17 protein-coding genes are annotated in these 17,528 nt (G+C 69.6%); 1 reads left to right on the top strand and 16 read right to left on the bottom strand.

The genetic code is table 11. The features are described 5' to 3' along the window. Positions 1 to 17: 17 nt before the first annotated feature. The 12 genes from pnp to asnS all read right to left on the bottom strand — a co-directional run bounded on the left by pnp (position 18) and on the right by asnS (position 12,002). Positions 18 to 2,255 (bottom strand): polyribonucleotide nucleotidyltransferase, encoded by a 2,238-nt coding sequence (pnp, locus tag QN163_07730; protein ID MDR5683899.1) that lies wholly within the window; start codon positions 2,253 to 2,255, stop codon positions 18 to 20. A 162-nt stretch (positions 2,256 to 2,417) separates the two neighbouring features. Beyond that, positions 2,418 to 2,687, bottom strand: coding sequence for a 30S ribosomal protein S15 (rpsO, locus tag QN163_07725; protein MDR5683898.1), 270 nt, complete (start codon positions 2,685 to 2,687; stop codon positions 2,418 to 2,420). A 155-nt stretch (positions 2,688 to 2,842) separates the two neighbouring features. Next, entirely contained in the window at positions 2,843 to 3,436 is a 594-nt protein-coding gene (locus QN163_07720) for a hypothetical protein (protein MDR5683897.1), read from the bottom strand. Beyond that, positions 3,433 to 4,320, bottom strand: a complete 888-nt coding sequence (gene truB, locus QN163_07715) for a tRNA pseudouridine(55) synthase TruB (GenBank protein ID MDR5683896.1) — start codon at positions 4,318 to 4,320, stop codon at positions 3,433 to 3,435. Before truB ends, QN163_07720 begins: the two co-directional genes overlap by 4 nt. 7 nt (positions 4,321 to 4,327) lie before the next feature. After that, on the bottom strand, positions 4,328 to 5,305 hold the full coding sequence (locus QN163_07710) for a DHH family phosphoesterase (GenBank protein ID MDR5683895.1): 978 nt from the start codon (positions 5,303 to 5,305) through the stop codon (positions 4,328 to 4,330). Next, positions 5,277 to 5,651 carry a 30S ribosome-binding factor RbfA gene (gene rbfA, locus QN163_07705; GenBank protein ID MDR5683894.1) on the bottom strand — a complete coding sequence of 125 codons (375 nt, stop codon included), beginning with the start codon at positions 5,649 to 5,651 and terminating at the stop codon, positions 5,277 to 5,279. The genes QN163_07710 and rbfA overlap by 29 nt, the downstream gene beginning before the upstream one ends. Positions 5,652 to 5,693: 42 nt before the next feature. Continuing rightward, entirely contained in the window at positions 5,694 to 5,975 is a 282-nt protein-coding gene (locus QN163_07700) for a DUF503 domain-containing protein (GenBank protein MDR5683893.1), read from the bottom strand. Positions 5,976 to 6,008: 33 nt separating this feature from the next. Then, positions 6,009 to 8,417: a translation initiation factor IF-2 gene (infB, locus tag QN163_07695; protein ID MDR5683892.1), complete on the bottom strand. Its 2,409-nt coding sequence runs from the start codon at positions 8,415 to 8,417 to the stop codon at positions 6,009 to 6,011. A 15-nt stretch (positions 8,418 to 8,432) separates the two neighbouring features. Beyond that, positions 8,433 to 8,699: a YlxR family protein gene (locus QN163_07690; protein MDR5683891.1), complete on the bottom strand. Its 267-nt coding sequence runs from the start codon at positions 8,697 to 8,699 to the stop codon at positions 8,433 to 8,435. Positions 8,700 to 8,768: 69 nt separating this feature from the next. Beyond that, positions 8,769 to 10,004 (bottom strand): transcription termination factor NusA, encoded by a 1,236-nt coding sequence (gene nusA, locus QN163_07685; GenBank protein MDR5683890.1) that lies wholly within the window; start codon positions 10,002 to 10,004, stop codon positions 8,769 to 8,771. Positions 10,005 to 10,061: 57 nt separating this feature from the next. Beyond that, positions 10,062 to 10,559 carry a ribosome maturation factor RimP gene (rimP, locus tag QN163_07680; protein ID MDR5683889.1) on the bottom strand — a complete coding sequence of 166 codons (498 nt, stop codon included), beginning with the start codon at positions 10,557 to 10,559 and terminating at the stop codon, positions 10,062 to 10,064. A 144-nt stretch (positions 10,560 to 10,703) separates the two neighbouring features. Next, a complete protein-coding gene (gene asnS, locus QN163_07675) occupies positions 10,704 to 12,002 on the bottom strand; it encodes an asparagine--tRNA ligase (GenBank protein MDR5683888.1) in 1,299 nt (432 codons plus the stop codon). 84 nt (positions 12,003 to 12,086) lie between these two features. On the opposite strand from asnS, the gene pfp reads away from it, so the two are divergent. Then, positions 12,087 to 13,361 carry a diphosphate--fructose-6-phosphate 1-phosphotransferase gene (gene pfp, locus QN163_07670; protein ID MDR5683887.1) on the top strand — a complete coding sequence of 425 codons (1,275 nt, stop codon included), beginning with the start codon at positions 12,087 to 12,089 and terminating at the stop codon, positions 13,359 to 13,361. Positions 13,362 to 13,384: 23 nt separating this feature from the next. Here the strand turns inward: pfp and QN163_07665 are convergent, their stop codons facing one another. The 4 genes from QN163_07665 to QN163_07650 form a co-directional block, all read right to left on the bottom strand. Next, complete coding sequence (locus QN163_07665; protein MDR5683886.1) at positions 13,385 to 14,623, bottom strand: copper amine oxidase N-terminal domain-containing protein; 1,239 nt, start codon at positions 14,621 to 14,623, stop codon at positions 13,385 to 13,387. Between the two features lie 153 nt (positions 14,624 to 14,776). Further along, positions 14,777 to 15,268 carry a hypothetical protein gene (locus tag QN163_07660; protein MDR5683885.1) on the bottom strand — a complete coding sequence of 164 codons (492 nt, stop codon included), beginning with the start codon at positions 15,266 to 15,268 and terminating at the stop codon, positions 14,777 to 14,779. Continuing rightward, positions 15,231 to 16,058 carry a ParA family protein gene (locus QN163_07655; protein MDR5683884.1) on the bottom strand — a complete coding sequence of 276 codons (828 nt, stop codon included), beginning with the start codon at positions 16,056 to 16,058 and terminating at the stop codon, positions 15,231 to 15,233. The genes QN163_07660 and QN163_07655 overlap by 38 nt, the downstream gene beginning before the upstream one ends. 40 nt (positions 16,059 to 16,098) lie before the next feature. Then, positions 16,099 to 17,457, bottom strand: coding sequence for a CCA tRNA nucleotidyltransferase (locus QN163_07650; GenBank protein ID MDR5683883.1), 1,359 nt, complete (start codon positions 17,455 to 17,457; stop codon positions 16,099 to 16,101). Positions 17,458 to 17,528: the final 71 nt, after the last annotated feature.

The raw sequence follows: 17,528 nt of genomic DNA, 5'->3' as shown, positions 1-17,528 counted from the left end.
TGGCGGAGACGCCGCGGCTAGCGCTGGGCCCCTCCCCTGTAGTCCGGGCGCCGGTGGGACCGACGGTCGCGGGGCCGGCCCTCGCCCGGCCGGTCGCCGCGCCGTTGGCCCGATCCCACGGCCGCCTCCTCCCCCTGGGTTTCCGGTTCGTCGGGCAGCAGCCCGCGCCGGGTCAGGTTGACGCGCCCCATCGAGTCGATCTCCTTGACCCGGACCAGGATCTCGTCGCCCACCTTGACCACGTCTTCCACCTTGTCGACACGCCGGTTGGACAGTTCGGAGATGTGGACCAGGCCCTCCTTGCCGGGCAGGATCTCGACGAACGCCCCGAAGTTCATGAGGCGGGTGACGCGGCCCAGATAGGTCTGCCCGACTTCGACTTCGCGGACGATGTCGTGGATCATCCGGACGGCCTGCTGCGCGGCCGCCTCGTCGCTCGACGCGATGATCACCCGGCCGTCCTGCTCGATGTCGATCTTCACGCCCGTGGTGGCGGTGATCTTGTTGATCACCTTGCCGCCGGGGCCGATGACCTCGCGGATCTTGTCCGGGTGGATCTGGATCGTGATCAGGCGCGGCGCATACCGCGACAGCTCGGTCCGCGGCGAGGGCAGCGTCTGCTGCATCGCCTCCAGGATCTCCAGCCGCGCCCCGCGTGCCTGCTCCAGTGCCCGTGCCAGGATGTCGCGGGTCAGTCCATGTACCTTGATGTCCATCTGCAGGCCCGTGATCCCCTCGCGCGTCCCGGCGACCTTGAAGTCCATGTCGCCCATCGCGTCCTCGATCCCCTGGATGTCGGTGAGGATCGCGACTTCGCCGTCTGGGCCGGTGATCAGACCCATCGCAATCCCCGCCACCGGCGCGCGGATCGGGATGCCCGCGTCCATCAGGGCCAGCGTGCTCGCGCACACCGACGCCATCGAGGTCGAACCGTTGGACTCCAGCACCTCTGACACCAGGCGGATCGTGTACGGAAACGCATCCTCCGGCGGGATCATCCGGACCAACGACCGCTCCGCCAGGGCTCCGTGACCTATGTCTCGCCGGCCCGGCCCGCGCAGCGGTCGGACTTCCCCGACGCTGAACGGCGGGAAGACGTAGTGGTGCATGAACCGCTTCGTCTCGACGATGCCCAAGTCGTCGATGATCTGTTCGTCCTCTCCGGTACCGAGCGTGCACAGCGTCAGCACCTGGGTCTGGCCGCGCTGAAACAGCGCGCTGCCGTGTGTGCGCGGCATCAGCCCGACCTCGATGTACAGCGGCCGGATGTCGGCCGTGCCGCGTCCATCGGGGCGGACGCCCTCCCGCAGGATCATCCGGCGGACGAGTTCCTTTTGCAGGTCGTCCAGTGCGGCGGCGATCTCCCCTTCGCGGCCCGGATACCGTTCGGACAGGCGCTGAGCGACCTCCTGCACCGCCAGCCGGGTCTGTTCTTCCCGCACCAGCTTGTTGGGGTTGCGCAGCGCCGCGTCCAGCCGGTCGGTCGCTGCGGCGCGCACCTCCCGCTCCAGTTCGGGGTCGGGGGCGAACAGCGTCACCTCGCGCTTGGCCTTGCCGGACGAGGCGGCGAGTTCGCGGACCGCATTGACGATCCTGCGACACTCCGCGTGTGCCAGTTCCAGGGCCTCGAGAATCCGGGCCTCGGGGACCTCGTCGGCGCCGCACTCGACCATGATGATCGCCTCGTCGGTGGCCGCCACGACGAGGTCCAGCGCGCTCTGGGTCTCCAACTGCTGCAGGGTCGGGTTGATGACGAGCTCCCCGTCGACCAGCCCGATCCGCACGCAGCCGATCGGACCGCCCCACGGGATGTCCGACAGCGCGAGCGCGGCCGACGCACCCACCACCGCGGCCACGTCCGGCGCGTGGATCTGGTCGGCCGACAGCGTAGTGGCGATCACCTGCACGTCGTTGCGAAACCCCTTCGGGAACAGCGGGCGGATCGGCCGGTCCATCAGGCGCGAGGTCAGGATTGCCTTCTCGCCCGGACGCCCCTCGCGCTTGAAGAAGCCGCCGGGGATCTTCCCGGCCGCATACATCCTCTCCTCGAAGTCGCAGGTCAGGGGAAAGAAGTCGACCCCCTCACGGGGTTGCAGCGAAGCGGTGGCCGTCACCAAGACGACGGTCTCTCCGTACTGGACGGTGACCGCCCCGCCGGCCTGGCGGGCCAGCTTTCCGGTTTCCAGGATCCACTGCTCGCCGCCCACCTCGAAGGTGAGACGGTGCACGTCGGGTACTGCCAGTTGCACGCTCATCTGCCTCCTCCTTCATCTGCCCGGGGCGCTCCCGCCCGGGCGCGGTGCTGGGAGGAGGGCCGATCACCGGGATGCACGCTCCCGCGGAAGCGCGCGTCTCGATGATCGCAGTCCCTTCCTCCCCGTCCGTCGGCCGCCCGCCGGTGCAGACTCCCCGGGGTGCTACCTCCGCAGGCCCAGCTCCTGGATCACCCCCCGGTACCGCGCCAGGTCCTCTCGCTCCAGGTAGTCCAGCAGCCGACGGCGCTTGCCGACCATCTTGAGCAGACCTCTGCGCGAGTGGAAGTCCTTCTTGTGTGTCCTGAGGTGTTCGGACAGGATGTTGATCCGCTCAGTGAGGATCGCGATCTGGACCTCGGGGGATCCGGTATCGGTCGGGGTCCTGCGGTACTTCGAAATCACGCCCTGCTTGGCCTCCTTGCTCAAAGCCACAGCCTGCTCCTTTCCCCCGCGACGCGGCGTTTGCTGAGATCTCGACCGGAGGGCCGTCGGAGCCCTCGGACCCCCAGTCGGGACGACCACCAGTCCGGGTTCCGTCCCTCCCACCCGCGCAGCCCTCGGGAGGGTACCCCGGGACCTCCCGCATCTTAGCACACGCGTTCGACGCCGTCGACTCCGTCCGGACGCCCGATGAGCGCTTCGGCCTCGGCGGTGCGGCCTTCGCGCAGGAGCCGGCGAATGCGGGAACTGCTGACCGGCTCACCTCCGACGATCACCGGCGCGCACACCTCGACCGCAAACCCATACGCCTCGCCCAGGCGCCGCAACAGGTCCACGTCGCCCCGACGCTCGCGGCCGAACCGGAAGTCGGGACCGCAGACCACACCCCGCGCGCCGACGGACCCCACCACGACCCGTTGTACGAACTCCTCGGGCTCGGTCCGCCGCAGGGCTTCGTCGAAGCGCAGGAGCAGCACCGCGTCCAGGCCCGCAGCGGCCATCAGCTCCAGTCGCGCGTCCAGCGCGGTCAGCAAGAAGAAGTCCACGGACGGTGCGATCACCTGCCGCGGGTGGGGGTCGAAGGTCAGCGCCATACTGCGCCACCCCTCTTGCTGTGCCCACCGTACGGTGCGCGCGAGGATCGCCTGGTGACCCCGATGGACTCCGTCGAAGGTCCCCAGGGCCAGGCACGTCCCGGCGGGATGGGGCTCGACTTCCTCAGGGGACCGGAAGACCTTCACTGCATGACCTTGAAGGGGTGCAGCTTCCCGGCCTCCGCTCGACCCAGCGCGAGCAGCCGGCCGTCCTCGTCCAGCACCTTGACCAGCGCGCGCGGCGGAAGCGAGAGGTGCGGCGCCACCTTCCACAGGGGCAGCGCCTGGCCCTGCAACACCGCCGCCCGTAGCCGTCCGGTCACCTCGACGTCTGGCACGTCCGGCAGGGCGTGGGCCGCGGAGACGATCACCCGGTCCGGGACGCCGTCTGCCAGCGCCACTTCGATCTCCTCGAAGGTGACGCTGTCATCCAGGACATGTGGTCCCACCCGGGTGCGCACCATGAAGCCGGCGTGCGCACCGCAGCCCAGCCGTTCCCCGACGTCGTGGCACAGCTGCCGGACGTAAGTGCCCTTCGAGCACACGATGTCGAACAGGACCGACGGCGGCGCGAAACGCACGATGCGGATCTCGTGGACAGTGATCTCGCGGGGAGAGCGCTCGACCTCGATGCCCTTGCGCGCCAGTTCGTACAGGCGTCTGCCCTGATGGTGGACCGCCGACACCATCGGCGGCACCTGCTGCTGCTTGCCCACCAGGGCCGCCAAAGCTGCCTCAACGGTCGCCCGGTCGGTGACCGGCTCGGTGGCCGCGACCACCTCGCCGTAGGCATCCCCGGTCGTCGTCGCCACGCCCAACACCAAGTCGACCCGGTAGGCCTTGTCGGCCTCCATCAGGAACTCGCTCAGCCTCGTCGCCGAACCCACGCACAGAACGAGCACGCCCGCAGCACCGGGGTCCAGCGTACCGGTGTGCCCGACCCGCCGCGTCCGCAGCAGCCGGCGCAGGACGTCCACGCAGTCGTGCGACGTCATGCCCGGAGGCTTCAGGAGGTTGACGATTCCGTCCATGGTTCGATCACCGATCGGCTGCCCGCCGCAGTTCCTCTTCGGCCGCCTGGAGGGTCTGTGCGAGTACGCTGTCGAAGGGGCCGCGGGCCGTGAACCCCGCCGCGCCCACGTGGCCGCCCCCGCCGAAGCGCAAGGCCACGTCGTTGGCCCGCACCCCGTCCCGCGCCCGCAGGCTGACCTTGACCTCCTGCGCCTGGACCTTGAACAGGACCGCCAGCCGGACACCGGCGACCGAACGCAGAGTGCCCACGATGTTCTCCGTGTCTTCCCATCGCGCTCCGGCGGCCTGCAGCATCGGCTCGTCCACCACCGTCCACGCCAGCGCGCCGTCGCCGGACAGCACCATCCGCGCGAGTGCCAAACCGAGTAGGCGGACGGCGGCTGGTGGCCGCGACTCGTAGACGCGCTCGTAGATCCGGTGGGGCTGGGCGCCCCGCCGGACCAGTTCGGCAGCCAGGAGGTAGCTGTCCGGACGCACCGAGGCGTACCGGAACGACCCGGTGTCGGTCAGCAACCCCGTCATCAGGCAGGTGGCGATGCGTTCGTCGACCTCGCACCCGAGTTCGAGGATTAGGCGGTAGAACAACTCGGCCACGGCGGACGCCTCGGGGTCCGACCACACCAGGTCGCCGTATCCGCTGTTGTCCAGGTGGTGGTCGATGTTGACGACAACCCGCGCCGCAGACAGCGCCCCGGCGAACTTCCCCGCCCGGTGGACGTCGCTGCACTCGACCCCGACCGCGACGTCGAAGGGCCCACCCAGGTCCGCGCGTTCCGTGATCCGGTCGGCCCCCGGCAGGAAACCGTACATCGCGGGAACCCCGTCCGTGCTGGCGACCGTGACCTGCTTGCCCAGCGACTCCAACGCCAGCGCAAGCGCCAGGGACGAGCCCAGGCAATCGCCGTCGGGATTCTCGTGGTTGACGATGAGGACGGTCTGCGCCGCGCGCAGGCCGTCAGCGATCGCCTTCGCCGGTGTCAGCACGCCCCGCACCCAGTTCGCGCAGCAGCTGCATCACCCGGGTGCCCCGCTCGATCGAGTCGTCCAGCCGGAACTCGATCTCCGGCGCGTGATGGACCCTGAGCCGTCGGGCCAGTTCGGTGCGGACGAACCCGGTGGCGCTGGCGAGCCCCTGCATCGTCTGCTCGCGTTCTTCGGGGGTGCCGAAGACGCTCACGAAGATCTTCGCGTGGCGCAGATCGCGGCTGAGCTCCACGTCGGTGACCGAGACGAAACCGATGCGCGGGTCTTTCAGCCCGCGCTGCAGGATCTGGCCGACCTCGTCCCGGATGAATTCCCTCATCCTCTCGACGCGCTGCAAAGAAGCCATGGCCGATCACCCCGGGTCCGGCGGACGCCGTCTGTGACCCACTCATCGCATTTCGACCTCGTAGTCCACGAGCACCGCTTCGCGCTCCCGCTCGATGTAGCGCACCACCTGTGCCAGGACCCGGTCCGCGTGGCGCCCATCGTTCGCGACGCAGGCGATGCCCAGTGTAGCCTGCCTCCAGGTGTCCTGGTTGTCCACCTCCGACGCCGCCACCGCGAACTCGTTGTGCAGGCGCCGCAACAGGCTCTGGACGATCCGCCGCTTGTCCTTGAGGTTGCGCGGACCGGGCAGTTCGAGCGTGACGCGAAGGGTACCGACGATCATGGCAATCGACGCTCCGGCACGCGCCGTCGGGGGTCACGCGCCGGCTGCGATCGACTGTTCCTGCATCTCGTACGCTTCGATGATGTCGCCTTCCTTGACGTCGTTGAAGTTCTCGATCATCATGCCGCACTCGAAGCCGGCGGCCACTTCTCGGACGTCGTCCTTGAAGCGCCTGAGCGAACTCAGCCGCCCCTCGTAGACGACCGCGCCGTCGCGGACCACACGTACCTGCGCCCCACGCGGGATGCGTCCTTCGGTCACGTAGCAGCCGGCGACGGTGCCCAGGCGCGACACGCGGAACAGCTGGCGGACCTCAGCACGGCCCAGGATCACCTCGGCCACGACCGGGGCGACCAGTCCGGCCACGAGCTTGCGGACGTCGTCGAGCGCCTCGTAGATCACCCGGTACAGCCGGATGTCCAAGCCCTCCTGCTCGGCGATCCGCCGTACCGCGCCGTCCGGACGGACGTTGAACCCGAGGATGACCGCACCCGAGGCCGCGGCCAGCATCGCGTCCGACTCGGTGATCGCACCGACGCCGGCGTGCAGGATGTTGATCTTGACCTGCTCGCTCTGCAGCCGCTGGAGCGCGCCGGTGATGGCCTCCAACGAACCGTGCACGTCGGCCTTGACGATCAGTCGCAGCTCCCGGACGTCGACGAGTTCGTCCAGGCTCCCCTTTCGGGCCACCGCCGTCTCCGCGACGCGGCGACGCTCCCTGCGCTCCTCGGCGATCGCCTTGGCCCGCCGCTCGTCCGCGACGACCTCCAGGAGGTCACCGGCCAGCGGCACTTCGGCCAGTCCGATCACCTCCACCGGCATCGACGGTTCTGCCTCGGCCATGCGCCGCCCCCGGTCGTCGGTCATCGCCCGGATCTTGCCGTACGATTCGCCGACGACGACGGCGTCGCCGACCCGCAGCGTCCCTTCCTGCACCAGGACGGTCGCCACGGGTCCGCGCCCCCTATCCAGCCGGGCCTCCAGCACGGTCCCCCGCGCCGGCCGGTCGCGCGGTGCGCGCAGTTCGTGCAACTCGGCGACCAGGAGGATCATCTCCAGCAGCTCCGAAAGGCCCTGCTGGGTCTGCGCCGACACCGGTACGGTGATCACGTCGCCGCCCCAGTCCTCGGGCACCAGGCCGTGCTCGGCGAGCTGCTGCTTCACCCGGTCGACGTTCGCTTCCGGCAGGTCGATCTTGTTGATCGCCACCACGATCGGCACGCCGGCGGCCTTCGCGTGGTTGATCGCCTCGATCGTCTGCGGCATCACCCCATCGTCGGCCGCGACCACGAGCACCGCGATGTCGGTCACCTGCGCTCCGCGCGCCCGCAGCGTGGTGAACGCTTCGTGACCAGGCGTGTCGATGAAGGTGATCCGCTTGCCGCTCCACTCGACCTGGTAGGCGCCGATGTGCTGCGTGATCCCCCCGAACTCGCCCGCCGCGACGTTCGTCTGTCGGATCGCGTCCAGCAGAGTGGTCTTGCCGTGGTCCACGTGCCCCATGACGGTCACGACCGGCGCGCGCGGCTCGCCCTCGGAGGTGACGGTCAGTCTGCGTGCCGCCCGGGCAGCCTCCGCCGGCTCGGGCGCCAACACCTTGACCCCAAACGCTTCGGTCACGGCGCGGGCGGTCTCCAGCGTCAACTGTTGGTTGATGCCCGCCAGGACGCCGACGTCGAGCAGCTTCTTGACAACCTCTGACGGCGGGAGGCCCAGGCGCTGAGCGAGATCGCCGACCGTGATCGTGCCCTCCAGACGGATCTCCGACGCCATGACCGGCACTTCCGGCTTTGGTGGTTCGACCACGGGTCGGGTCGCCTGGTGCCGAAGCCGCGGCGCCGGCGGGGGCGGCGGAGGCCGACGCCCCCGCAGGGATGGAGGCGGCGGGGGCGGCTTGCGCGGCTCGGGTTTCGGCTGGGCAGCCCTGCGCAGCACCTCCGGCGAGATGGTCACCACCGGTTCGGCGTGTCGCTCGGGCAGCGGGACGCCCGCGGGCTTGGGGGCTTCGACCGGAGGGGGGGTCGGCTCCGCCGGCGCGCGGGCCGCCTCCACGCGTGCGGCCTCCTCGGCCGCGCGCCTTGCTGCCTCTTCGGCCAGCCGCGCCTGCTCCGCTGCCTCCAGGGCGGCCAGGCGTTCGCGCTCTTCCTGTTCCCGGCGCTCGCGTTCCACCTCCTCGGCCCTCTTCACAATGCGCCGCTTGGGCCCGGCCGGCTCCGGCGCCGGAGGAGGCGGCGCTGCCTTCTTGACCTTCGTCACGCGTCTGGCCGGTGCCATTCTTCCGTCGAACTGCAGATCCGGGAATTGCTGGCGCAGTGCCCGCAACGCCGACTCCGGTACCGCCGACTGCGGATTCACCTTGACTGGGTAACCCAGGGCGCCCAGGCGCTCGGCAGCTTCCTTGGTCGAGATTCCGAGTGCCTTGGCGAGCTCGTGTAGCCTCATGGGACCTCCGGCCGATCAGCTGCCGGTCTGCACCCGCTGGGCGACGACCCGCTGCAGGTGTTCGAACACGTCGGCGGGAATCGCGACCTCCAACGCGCGGTCCAGCCGGTTGGCCCTGCAAGCGGCCGCCACGCAGTCCTCCTTCGGTTCCACGTACGCCCCCCGCCCGGCCAGCTTTGCGCTGCGCGTGGTGTCGACCACGACCCGGCCCTCGGGCGTGCGGACCACGCGCACCATCTCCATCTTGGGCCGCATCTGGCCGCAGCCCACACACATTCGCATCGGGATCCTGCGCTGCTTTGGCATCACGTCCGTTTCCGGTCGGCGGCCGTAGTCCCGCCACCCCTCCTGCTACTGCCCGCCGTCCGTCTGTCCCTCCGCCTCCGGGGTCGCGTCCGCGGTCACGGAGACCGCCTGGACGTGCGCGGGCTCCACCCGCGCGGGTTCCGTTCCCTCCTCAGCGCCTTGGACCGCTTCGGTGGCCACCTCCCCGGCTGCCGCGGCCAGCTCCTCGGGCGGCAGGTCCACGAACAGCTTGCGGGCCTCCTCCTCGCGCATCTGCTTCTCGCTCTTGATGTCGATCCGCCACCCGGTGAGTTTCGCGGCCAGCCGCGCATTCTGGCCCTCGCGCCCGATCGCCAGCGACAGCTGGTTGTCCGGCACGATCACGTTGGCGGTCTTGGTCTCCTCATCGATCTCCACGCGTACGACCTTCGCCGGCTGCAGCGCCGACGCCACGAACTGCGGCGGGTCGCCGGCCCACGGCACGATGTCGATCTTCTCGCCCCGCAGCTCGTCGACGACCGCCTGCACACGCGACCCCTTCGGCCCCACGCACGCGCCGACCGGGTCGACGTTGCGGTCGCGCGAGTACACCGCGATCTTCGTGCGCGCCCCCGGCTCGCGGGCGATGTTCTGGATGACCACGATCCCCTCGCGGATCTCGGGCACCTCCTGCTCGAACAGGGCACGCACGAGGCCGGGGTGGGCGCGGGAGACATGGATCTGCGGGCCGCGCGGCGTGTCGCGCACCTCGGTCACGTACACCTTCAGACGCTCCCCCTGGCGGTAGGACTCCCGCGGGATCTGCTCGGTGGGGCTCAGGACGCCCTCGATGCGCCCCAGGTCGATGAAGACGTTGCGCTTCTCGATCCGCTGGACGATGCCGGTGACCACCTGCTTTTCGCGTTCCTCGAACTCCTTCTTGATCATCTCGCGCTCGGCCTCACGGATCCGCTGCACGACCACCTGCTTGGCGGCCTGCGCCGCGATCCGGCCGAAGTCGCGCGGCGTGATCTCCTCCTCGACGACGTCGCCGAGCTCGGCGCTGGGGTCTTCCTCGCGCATCTCCTCCAGCGACATCTCGGTGCCGGGGTCCTGCACGTGCTCCACGATCGTCTTCATGCTGAAGACCCGGATCTCGCCGGTCTTGGGATCTACCTCCACACGCACGTTCTGCCCGCTGCCCCCGAAGTTCTTCTTGTAGGCGGACACCAGTGCCGACTCCACGGCCTCGATGAGCACGTTCTTGGAGACGCCACGCTCCTCTTCGAGCAGCTCCAACGCACGGATCAGTTCCCCGTTCATGCATCACCTCGACGGCCGACCTCCGGCAGCCGACGTTCGATCGGTGCCGACGGCCCGCTACCGGCCCCTCTTCAGGTCCTGCCGAATCTCGTCCGGATCCACCCGCAGCCGGGCCTGGGCGATCTCGTCGAGCCGCACGCGCAGCTCGCGCCCGTCCTCTAGGACCATGCCCACACGCCCCGCTGTGATCCCCAACAGGCGGCCTGCGAACCGCCGCTGCCCTTCCACCGGCGCGGCGGTCGTGATCTCGGCCAGCCGCCCTGCGAACCGGTCGAAGTCAGCCGCGCGCCGCAGCGGGCGATCCAGCCCGGGTGAGGCCACCTCGAGGGTGTAGTGGTGGGCGAAGGGCTCTTCGATGTCGAGTTGGCGCGACAGCATCTCGCTCATCCGGGCGCAGTCGTCGACGCCCACTCCGCCCACGCGATCCACGTACACCCGCAAGGTCGTACGGGCGCCCTCGCCCGCCACCTCGACGTCCACCAGCTCCACACCGAGCCGGTCGGCGATGCCCTGGGCCAGGTCCGCGACCCGACGCACCAAGTCGTCCCGCCGCACGGCTCCCACCTCCTCAAAACGAAGGAGTGGGCACGAACCCACTCCCCGCGGACCTACGGCAGGCCGGATCACAAAAAAGCGGGCGTCTTCGCCCGCCCACAAATATACCACCCCGGGCGGCGGCGCTGCAACAACGCCGCCCGCTTACGGGTACAGCCGGTTGAGCAGCCTCGGAAACGGGATCGTCTCGCGCACGTGGTCCAGCCCGCAGATCCAGGCCACGGTCCGCTCGATCCCCAGACCGAACCCCGAGTGCGGCACCGACCCGTACCGCCGCAGATCCAGGTACCACTCGTAGGGTTCGCGCGGCAGACCGTGCTCTTCCAGCCGCCGCTCCAGCAATGCCAGGTCGTGGATGCGCTGCCCTCCCCCGACGATCTCCCCGTAGCCTTCCGGTGCGAGCAGGTCGGCGTTGAGCACCACGTCGGGCCGCTGCGGGTCCGGCTGCATGTAGAACGCCTTGCAGGCGGTCGGATAGCGGTGCACGAAGAACGGTCGGTCGTAGCGCTCGCTGAGGACGGTCTCCTCGTCGCCGCCGAAGTCGTCCCCCCAACGCATGGGCTTGCCCTCGGCGCGAACGATCTCCACCGCTTCGTCGTAGGAGATCCGGGGGAACGGCGGTGCGACGCGCTCCAGCGGCGCGGTGTCGCGCTCCAGCAGTTCCAAGTCGGCCCGCCGCGTCTGCAGCACCCGTTCCAACACCGCCGTCACCATGCGTTCGGCCAGTTCCATGTAGCCGTCCAGTCCCAGGTAGGCGGCTTCGGGCTCGAGCATCCAGAACTCGGTCAGGTGGCGGCGGGTCTTCGACTTCTCGGCCCGGAAGGTCGGCCCGAAGCAATACACCCGCCCGAACGCCATCGCGGCCGCCTCGTTGTATAGCTGTCCGCTCTGGGTGAGGTACGCCTTGCGGTCGAAGTAGGCGGTCTCGAACAGCGTCGTCGTGCCCTCGACCGACGAAGGGGTCAGGATGGGGGCGTCCACGCGGATGTAGCCGGCACCTTGGAGGAAGTCCTCGCAGGCACGAACCACGGCGTTGCGGATCCGAAGAATCGCGCCCTGCCGCCGGCTGCGCAGCCACAGGTGCCGGTGGTCCATGAGGAACTCGATGCCGTGCTCCTTGGGCGTGATGGGGTAGGGCGCCGCCCGGTGGACGATCACGAAGTCCGCGACGACGATCTCGTACCCGCCCGGCGCGCGGCGATCCTCCCGCACCTCGCCCCGGACGACGACCGCCGACTCCTGCGTCGCCTCGTCGTAGCGTGCGAACACCTCTTCCGGCACCGCGTACTTGGTCATCACCGCCTGCACGATGCCCGAGCCGTCCCGCACCAGCAGGAAGCGGACCTTCCCGCTGCTGCGCTTGTCATACAGCCAGCCGCGCACCTCGACCGACCGTCCGGTGTGCCCGCCCAGTTCGGCCACGCGAACCCAAACGACCGCCACGCCCTCGCCTCCCGCACGGGTTGCAACGGGTGTGTCCTACGGCCATTCTAGTGCCGAAACCAAACCCGGCAACGGAGGAACCCCATGGCGGAGTTGGGCATTCTCGTAGGCGGCGGACCCGCGCCAGGCATCAACGGCGTGATCAGCGCCGTGACCATCGAGGCGCGCAACCGCGGGCACCGCGTGTGGGGGATTTTCGACGGCTGGCAGCACCTGATGAGCCACAGTGCCGCCGAACTCCGAGATCGCGGCCACATCCGGGAGCTGCGCATCGAGGACGTCTCCCGCATCCACTTCGATGGCGGCTCGATCCTCCGCACCTCCCGCGCCAACCCCACTCGTCGCGAGGAGGATCTGGAGCACGTCGTGCGCGTCCTGCGCGAGTGGGACATCACGCGCCTGGTGACGATCGGCGGTGACGACACGGCGTTCGCGGCCTCCCGAGTTGCCGAGCGCGCCGGCGGGGCGATCCGCTTCGCCCACGTCCCCAAGACGATCGACAACGACCTGCCCCTGCCCGGCGACCTCCCGACGTTCGGCTACACCACGGCGCGCAACCTGGGCTTCCAACTGGTGCGCAATCTGATGGAGGACTCCCGCACGACCGGCCGGTGGTACGTCGTCACGGTCATGGGTCGGTCGGCCGGACACCTGGCGCTGGGGATCGGGAAGTCCGCCGGTGCGACGGTCGTGATCATCCCCGAGGAATTCCCGGAGCGAGTGTCGTTGCAGACCGTGGCGGACGTCATCGAGGGGTCGATGCTGAAACGCCGGGCGATGGGGCGTCCCGACGGAGTGGCAGTCGTCGCGGAAGGCGTGCTGGAGAAGGTCCCCGAGGAAGAACTCCGCTCGATCGAGGGCGTCCGCATCGTACGGGATCCCTACGGCCACATCCGGCTGGCCGAACTCGATCTCTCCTACATCCTCAAGACGACGGTGGAGCGGCGGTTTGCCGAGCGGGGGGATCCCGTGACGGTCGTACACAAGAGCATTGGGTACGAGCTACGGTGTGCGCCGCCGGCGGCGTGGGACCTCGAGTACGTCCGCGACCTGGGCTACGGGGCGGTCGAGTTCCTCGTGGGCGACGCTGCCAACCACATGACGGGTGCGATGGTCGTCGTCGAGGGGCGCCGATTGCGCTTTATCGACTTCGCCGAGATGCGCGATCCCGTCACCGGCAAGACCCGGGTCCGGCGCGTCGATCCCAACTCGACCTCCTACCGCGTGGCGCGCCAGTACATGATCCGCCTGCAGCGCGCGGACTTCGAGGACGGGGCCACCCTGGCGCGGCTGGCGGAGGCCGCGCGGATGACGCCGGAGGCCTTCCGGGAGCGCTTCGGCCACCTCGCCGACCTCTGATCCGATCCGAAAGAAGCCGGCGTCTACCGCACCGTCACCGTAAACTGCACCTGCCTGTGCCCCAGGTCACGGTGCGTCGCCGTGACGGTGACGAGGTAGGGCGTGCCCCGCGAGATCACGTTGATGGGCACGCGGGCCACAAAACCGCCCCCGGACCCGGCGGTGACCGTCTGCTGACCTACGGGGATGCCCAAGATCCAGCTCACGGAGATCTGTACCGTCGCACCGGGTGCGGTCCGCCCCCGGACCTCGATCGGGTTTCCGACCGTGTCGCCGGGCCGCGGGCGTGTCACCTCCAGCGGCATCTCGCCGGTCGGCGGCACCTGCTGGGCGCCGGCGACGATGTTGATCTCCCAGGCTTCCCGGGTCGTCGGGTTGAGACGCATCTCGACGACCTGGCCCGCCGCCAGGGCGTCTGCGCCGCGCTGCGTCACCTGCCCATTGATCGTGACCACCACGTCGGGCACGTAGCGGATCGAGCGCCCGTCCCGCAGCACGAGCGTCCGACCCGCGCGCGCGATCGCCTCGATCTGACCCGTACTCATCGTGTACGTGGCCCGGATCCGCGTGGCGACACCCCCGCTCATCGTCACCTCGGCGTCGTCTCCCGGACGCAGGGCCGCCACGCCCACCGAGCCTCCGGTGTTGGTCGAGGTCTCAATCCGGGTGATCGCGGTCTCGGCGGTGATGCGGATCGTGTAGGCCACGTTGCCGGACTCGACCCGGATGCGGGGCTCCTCCCCGGGCTCGCGCGCGGGCGTCACCTGCGTGATGACGCCACGGAGGGTCTGCGCACCCGCCGGCGGCTGCCCCGGCGGTGCCGCCAGTCCGCCCGACCAGATCAGGACGGTCCGGGTGGCCTCCCGCCACTCCACGCGCGCCCCCATCGCCTCGCTGACGAACCGCAGGGGGACCAGCGTCCGACCTCCGACGATCATCGCGGGCACGTCGAGCGTCACCGGGCGGTCGTTCACGCGGGCGATCCGACTGCCCACCGGCAGCTCGACGACCGTACCGCCCCGCACCGCCAGCACGGTCCGCGTCGACGCCTCCCACTCGACGGTCGCCCCCAGCCTCTCGAAGACCCCCCTTAGGGGCACCAGCACGCGGCCGCCGATCACGACCGGGGGTTGATCGAACGTGACCCGTTCGCCGTCCACGAACACGCGCACCCCGGTCTGGCTCAGCGAGGGCGTCCCCACGAGGGCCACAGCGAGGGCCGCTGCGAGCAGGACGACGGAAGTGGTCCTGCGTGCGTTCACAAGGCATCACCCCTTCCGTGTGAACTCCACTACACGACGAAGCGTGAACCGCAATCGGTTCACGCTCGCCTCGGTATACGGAGGGGGAGGCTGAGAAGTTCCGCGACCGAGCTGGGGCGGTGCCGGTAACCGTCCCTTCCTGCCCGGCCTGCGTTACCAGAGGTGTCGGTACTTGGCGGCGAAGCGTTTCTCCAGGTCCTGCCGGTGGAGATGGTAGACGGGGCAGTTGCGGAGCATGCAGATGTGCAGCGCGTGGTTGCAGTACGCCTCGGGGACTTCCCAGCAGCGCCGGTTCACGAAGAAGGCGAAGCAGACGCCCTTGCGTTCGTCGTACTGCGACAGCTCCTCCAGGTTGGCCAGGGGCCTGCGCGGGTCCTCGGGCGGCGGCCCCTCCCGGTCGGCGCCCGGCCGCGACACCGGGGGCTGGATGTAGCGGACGTTGTCGGCCCGCGTCGCGTCGGCGGCTGGTGCCGACAGGTCCAACTGCTCTGCTGCCCCGTCGGGCGACGACGCCAGCTCCTCCGGTCGGGGGAGCAGTGGTTTGCCGGGCGTCGCGGAGCCCATCTCCACTTCCCGCATCCGGCGCTGCGTATCCTGGATCAGCGACCTAATGCCGCGCCGCAGCTCTTCCCGGGACCTGCTCACGGGCGATCACCTCGCGCGCCAGCGCGGTGTATTCCTGCGCCCCGCGCGACTGCGGGTTGTGCAGGAAGATCGGGACGCCGGCCATCGAAGACTCGACGAGCTTGATGCTGAAGTGCACCGTGGTCTCGAAGACCTTCTCGCCGAAGAACTCGTAGATCCCGTTGACGATCTCCTTGCTGATGTTGTTGCGCGAATCGTACATCGTCGCCAGCACGCCCAGGATCTCCACCGAGTGCCCGACCTGGTCGCGCACCTCTTCCAGCGTGCGCATCAGCTGGCGCATCCCCAGCAGCGCGTAGTAGTGGGTCTGGATCGGGATGATGATCTGTTCGCACGCCACCAGCGCATTCAGCGTCAGCAAGCCGAGAGAGGGCGGCGTGTCGATGAGCACAAAGTCGTAGCGCTCGCGCACAGGTGCGAGCTTCTTGCGCAGCGCGTGCTCCCGGCCGATCCGGGCAACCAGCTCCAGCTCGGCTCCGGCCAGGTCGATCGAGGACGGTGCGATCGCGAGTCGGTCGACGGTCGACGGCCGCAGGATCTCTTCGATCGTCACAGGCTCGCCGCTGCCATCACGCGGGGCGTCGACGAGCACGTGGTACATGGTGAACACCAGCTCGGCGGGGTCGACCCCGAGGCTCACAGTCGCGTTCGCCTGGGGGTCCAGATCCACCAGCAGCACCCTGCGCCCCTCGGCCGCCAGGCAGGCGCCGAGATTGACGGCCGTCGTGGTCTTGCCGCAACCGCCCTTCTGGTTGACGAGTGCGATCACGCGCGACGGGCGTTCGCTCAATGTCGCAGACCCTCCGGGGCGTGCACGGTGCCGGCGGCGCCTAGTGGGGTTTCGCTTCGACCCGTCGCGAGGGTTCTCCTCCGCCGATCTCCGCTGCGACGCGGGCGGCCAGCTCAAGCGCCTCCTCTCGGCTGCGGACCCTTCCCTCCAGCTGAGCATCGGCGACCGTTTCCAGGATCCTCGCGAAAGCCGGCCCCGGCCGCATGCCCATGGCGATCAGGTCGTCTCCGGTGATCAGCCGCGGCGGTCGGATCTCCTCGGGTGCGAGCGCGGCCCGCGCCCGCTGGACCCATTCGTACGTCGTCAGGTCTTTGTGGCTCGCCAGACAGTCGGCCCGGTGCAGTTCCAGATGGTCGTCGAAGTCCGGCCGCGCGAACAAGCGCCGCCGCTTGGCCTCCCGCATTCTTGGGATCTCCTTGAAGCGCATGTGCTCCCGGACCAGTTCCACGATGGCTTCGGTCTCGCGGGCGCTGAAGCGCAGCCTCCGCAAGACCTCTTCTGCGATCCGGGCACCGACCTCGTCGTGCCGATCGAAACGGATCCGGTCCCGGACCTGGTATGTGCGCGGCTTGCCCACGTCGTGCAGCAGCGCGCCGAAGGCCAGGACCACGCCGGGGGAGCGCAGCGCGTCCAGCGTCCGTGCGGTGTGCTCGAAGACGTCGCCTTCGGGGTGGAACTCCGAGGGCTGTGGAATCCCCTTCATCGCAGCCACTTCCGGCAGGATGTGGATCAGCAGCCCGGATTCGTCCAGCCTCCGCAGACCGGCCCCCGGGTGGGGCCCGGTGAAGATCCGAACGAGTTCGTCTCGGATGCGCTCGGCGCTGACGGTGCGGATCCGGTCGGCGAATCGACGAATGGCCGCCAGGGTCTGGGGTTCGGTCTCGAAGTCCAGTTCGGCCGCCAGCCGGACGGCCCGCAGCATCCGGAGGCGGTCCTCCTGGAAGCGCGCGGCGGGATCGCCGATCGTTCGGACGCGCCTGGCCTCCAGGTCCCGCCGCCCATCCACCCAGTCTACGACCCGGTCGGTCAGCGGGTCGTACAGCAACCCGTTGATCGTGAAGTCCCGGCGCGCGACGTCCGCCCGGGCGTCTGCGAACGTCACCGAGGCGGGATGCCGTCCGTCCAGGTAAGGCCCTTCGTCACGGAACGTTGCGACTTCGACGCGCGCCCCGTCCAGGGGCACCTGAACAACACCGAAGGCCGCGCCGACCGACGCCGAGCCGGGAAAGAGAGACAGGATCTGCTCCGGCCGGGCCGAGGTGGCGACGTCGTAGTCCTTGGGCCGCCGGCCCAGCAGCATGTCGCGGACGCAGCCCCCGGCCCAGTACGCTTCGTGCCCGGCGTCGCGCAGCCGCCGAACCACGGCGCGCGCCGCTTCCGCCACGGCGTCGTCCGTCATCCGGTGGCCGACGTCTCTACCCCTCCATCTCTTCCAGACGGCCCAGCATCTCCTCGCGCTTCTCGCGGGCG

Source organism: Armatimonadota bacterium (genome assembly GCA_031432545.1).
GTDB classification, from domain to species: Bacteria; Sysuimicrobiota; Sysuimicrobiia; order Sysuimicrobiales; family Sysuimicrobiaceae; genus Caldifonticola; species Caldifonticola tengchongensis.
Note: the sequence above shows the minus strand (reverse complement) of the source record. Positions and strands in the feature narration are given on the sequence as shown.

Excerpts from the sequence above, each read along its gene's own strand:
- pnp (MDR5683899.1), bottom strand. The coding sequence starts at position 2,255 with ATGAGCGTGCAACTGGCAGTACCCGACGTGCACCGTCTCACCTTCGAG.
- infB (MDR5683892.1), bottom strand. The coding sequence starts at position 8,417 with ATGAGGCTACACGAGCTCGCCAAGGCACTCGGAATCTCGACCAAGGAA.
- truB (MDR5683896.1), bottom strand. The coding sequence starts at position 4,320 with ATGGACGGAATCGTCAACCTCCTGAAGCCTCCGGGCATGACGTCGCAC.
- nusA (MDR5683890.1), bottom strand. The coding sequence starts at position 10,004 with ATGAACGGGGAACTGATCCGTGCGTTGGAGCTGCTCGAAGAGGAGCGT.
- pfp (MDR5683887.1), top strand. The coding sequence starts at position 12,087 with ATGGCGGAGTTGGGCATTCTCGTAGGCGGCGGACCCGCGCCAGGCATC.
- rbfA (MDR5683894.1), bottom strand. The coding sequence starts at position 5,651 with ATGGCTTCTTTGCAGCGCGTCGAGAGGATGAGGGAATTCATCCGGGAC.
- QN163_07700 (MDR5683893.1), bottom strand. The coding sequence starts at position 5,975 with ATGATCGTCGGTACCCTTCGCGTCACGCTCGAACTGCCCGGTCCGCGC.
- QN163_07650 (MDR5683883.1), bottom strand. The coding sequence starts at position 17,457 with ATGACGGACGACGCCGTGGCGGAAGCGGCGCGCGCCGTGGTTCGGCGG.
- QN163_07690 (MDR5683891.1), bottom strand. The coding sequence starts at position 8,699 with ATGCGAATGTGTGTGGGCTGCGGCCAGATGCGGCCCAAGATGGAGATG.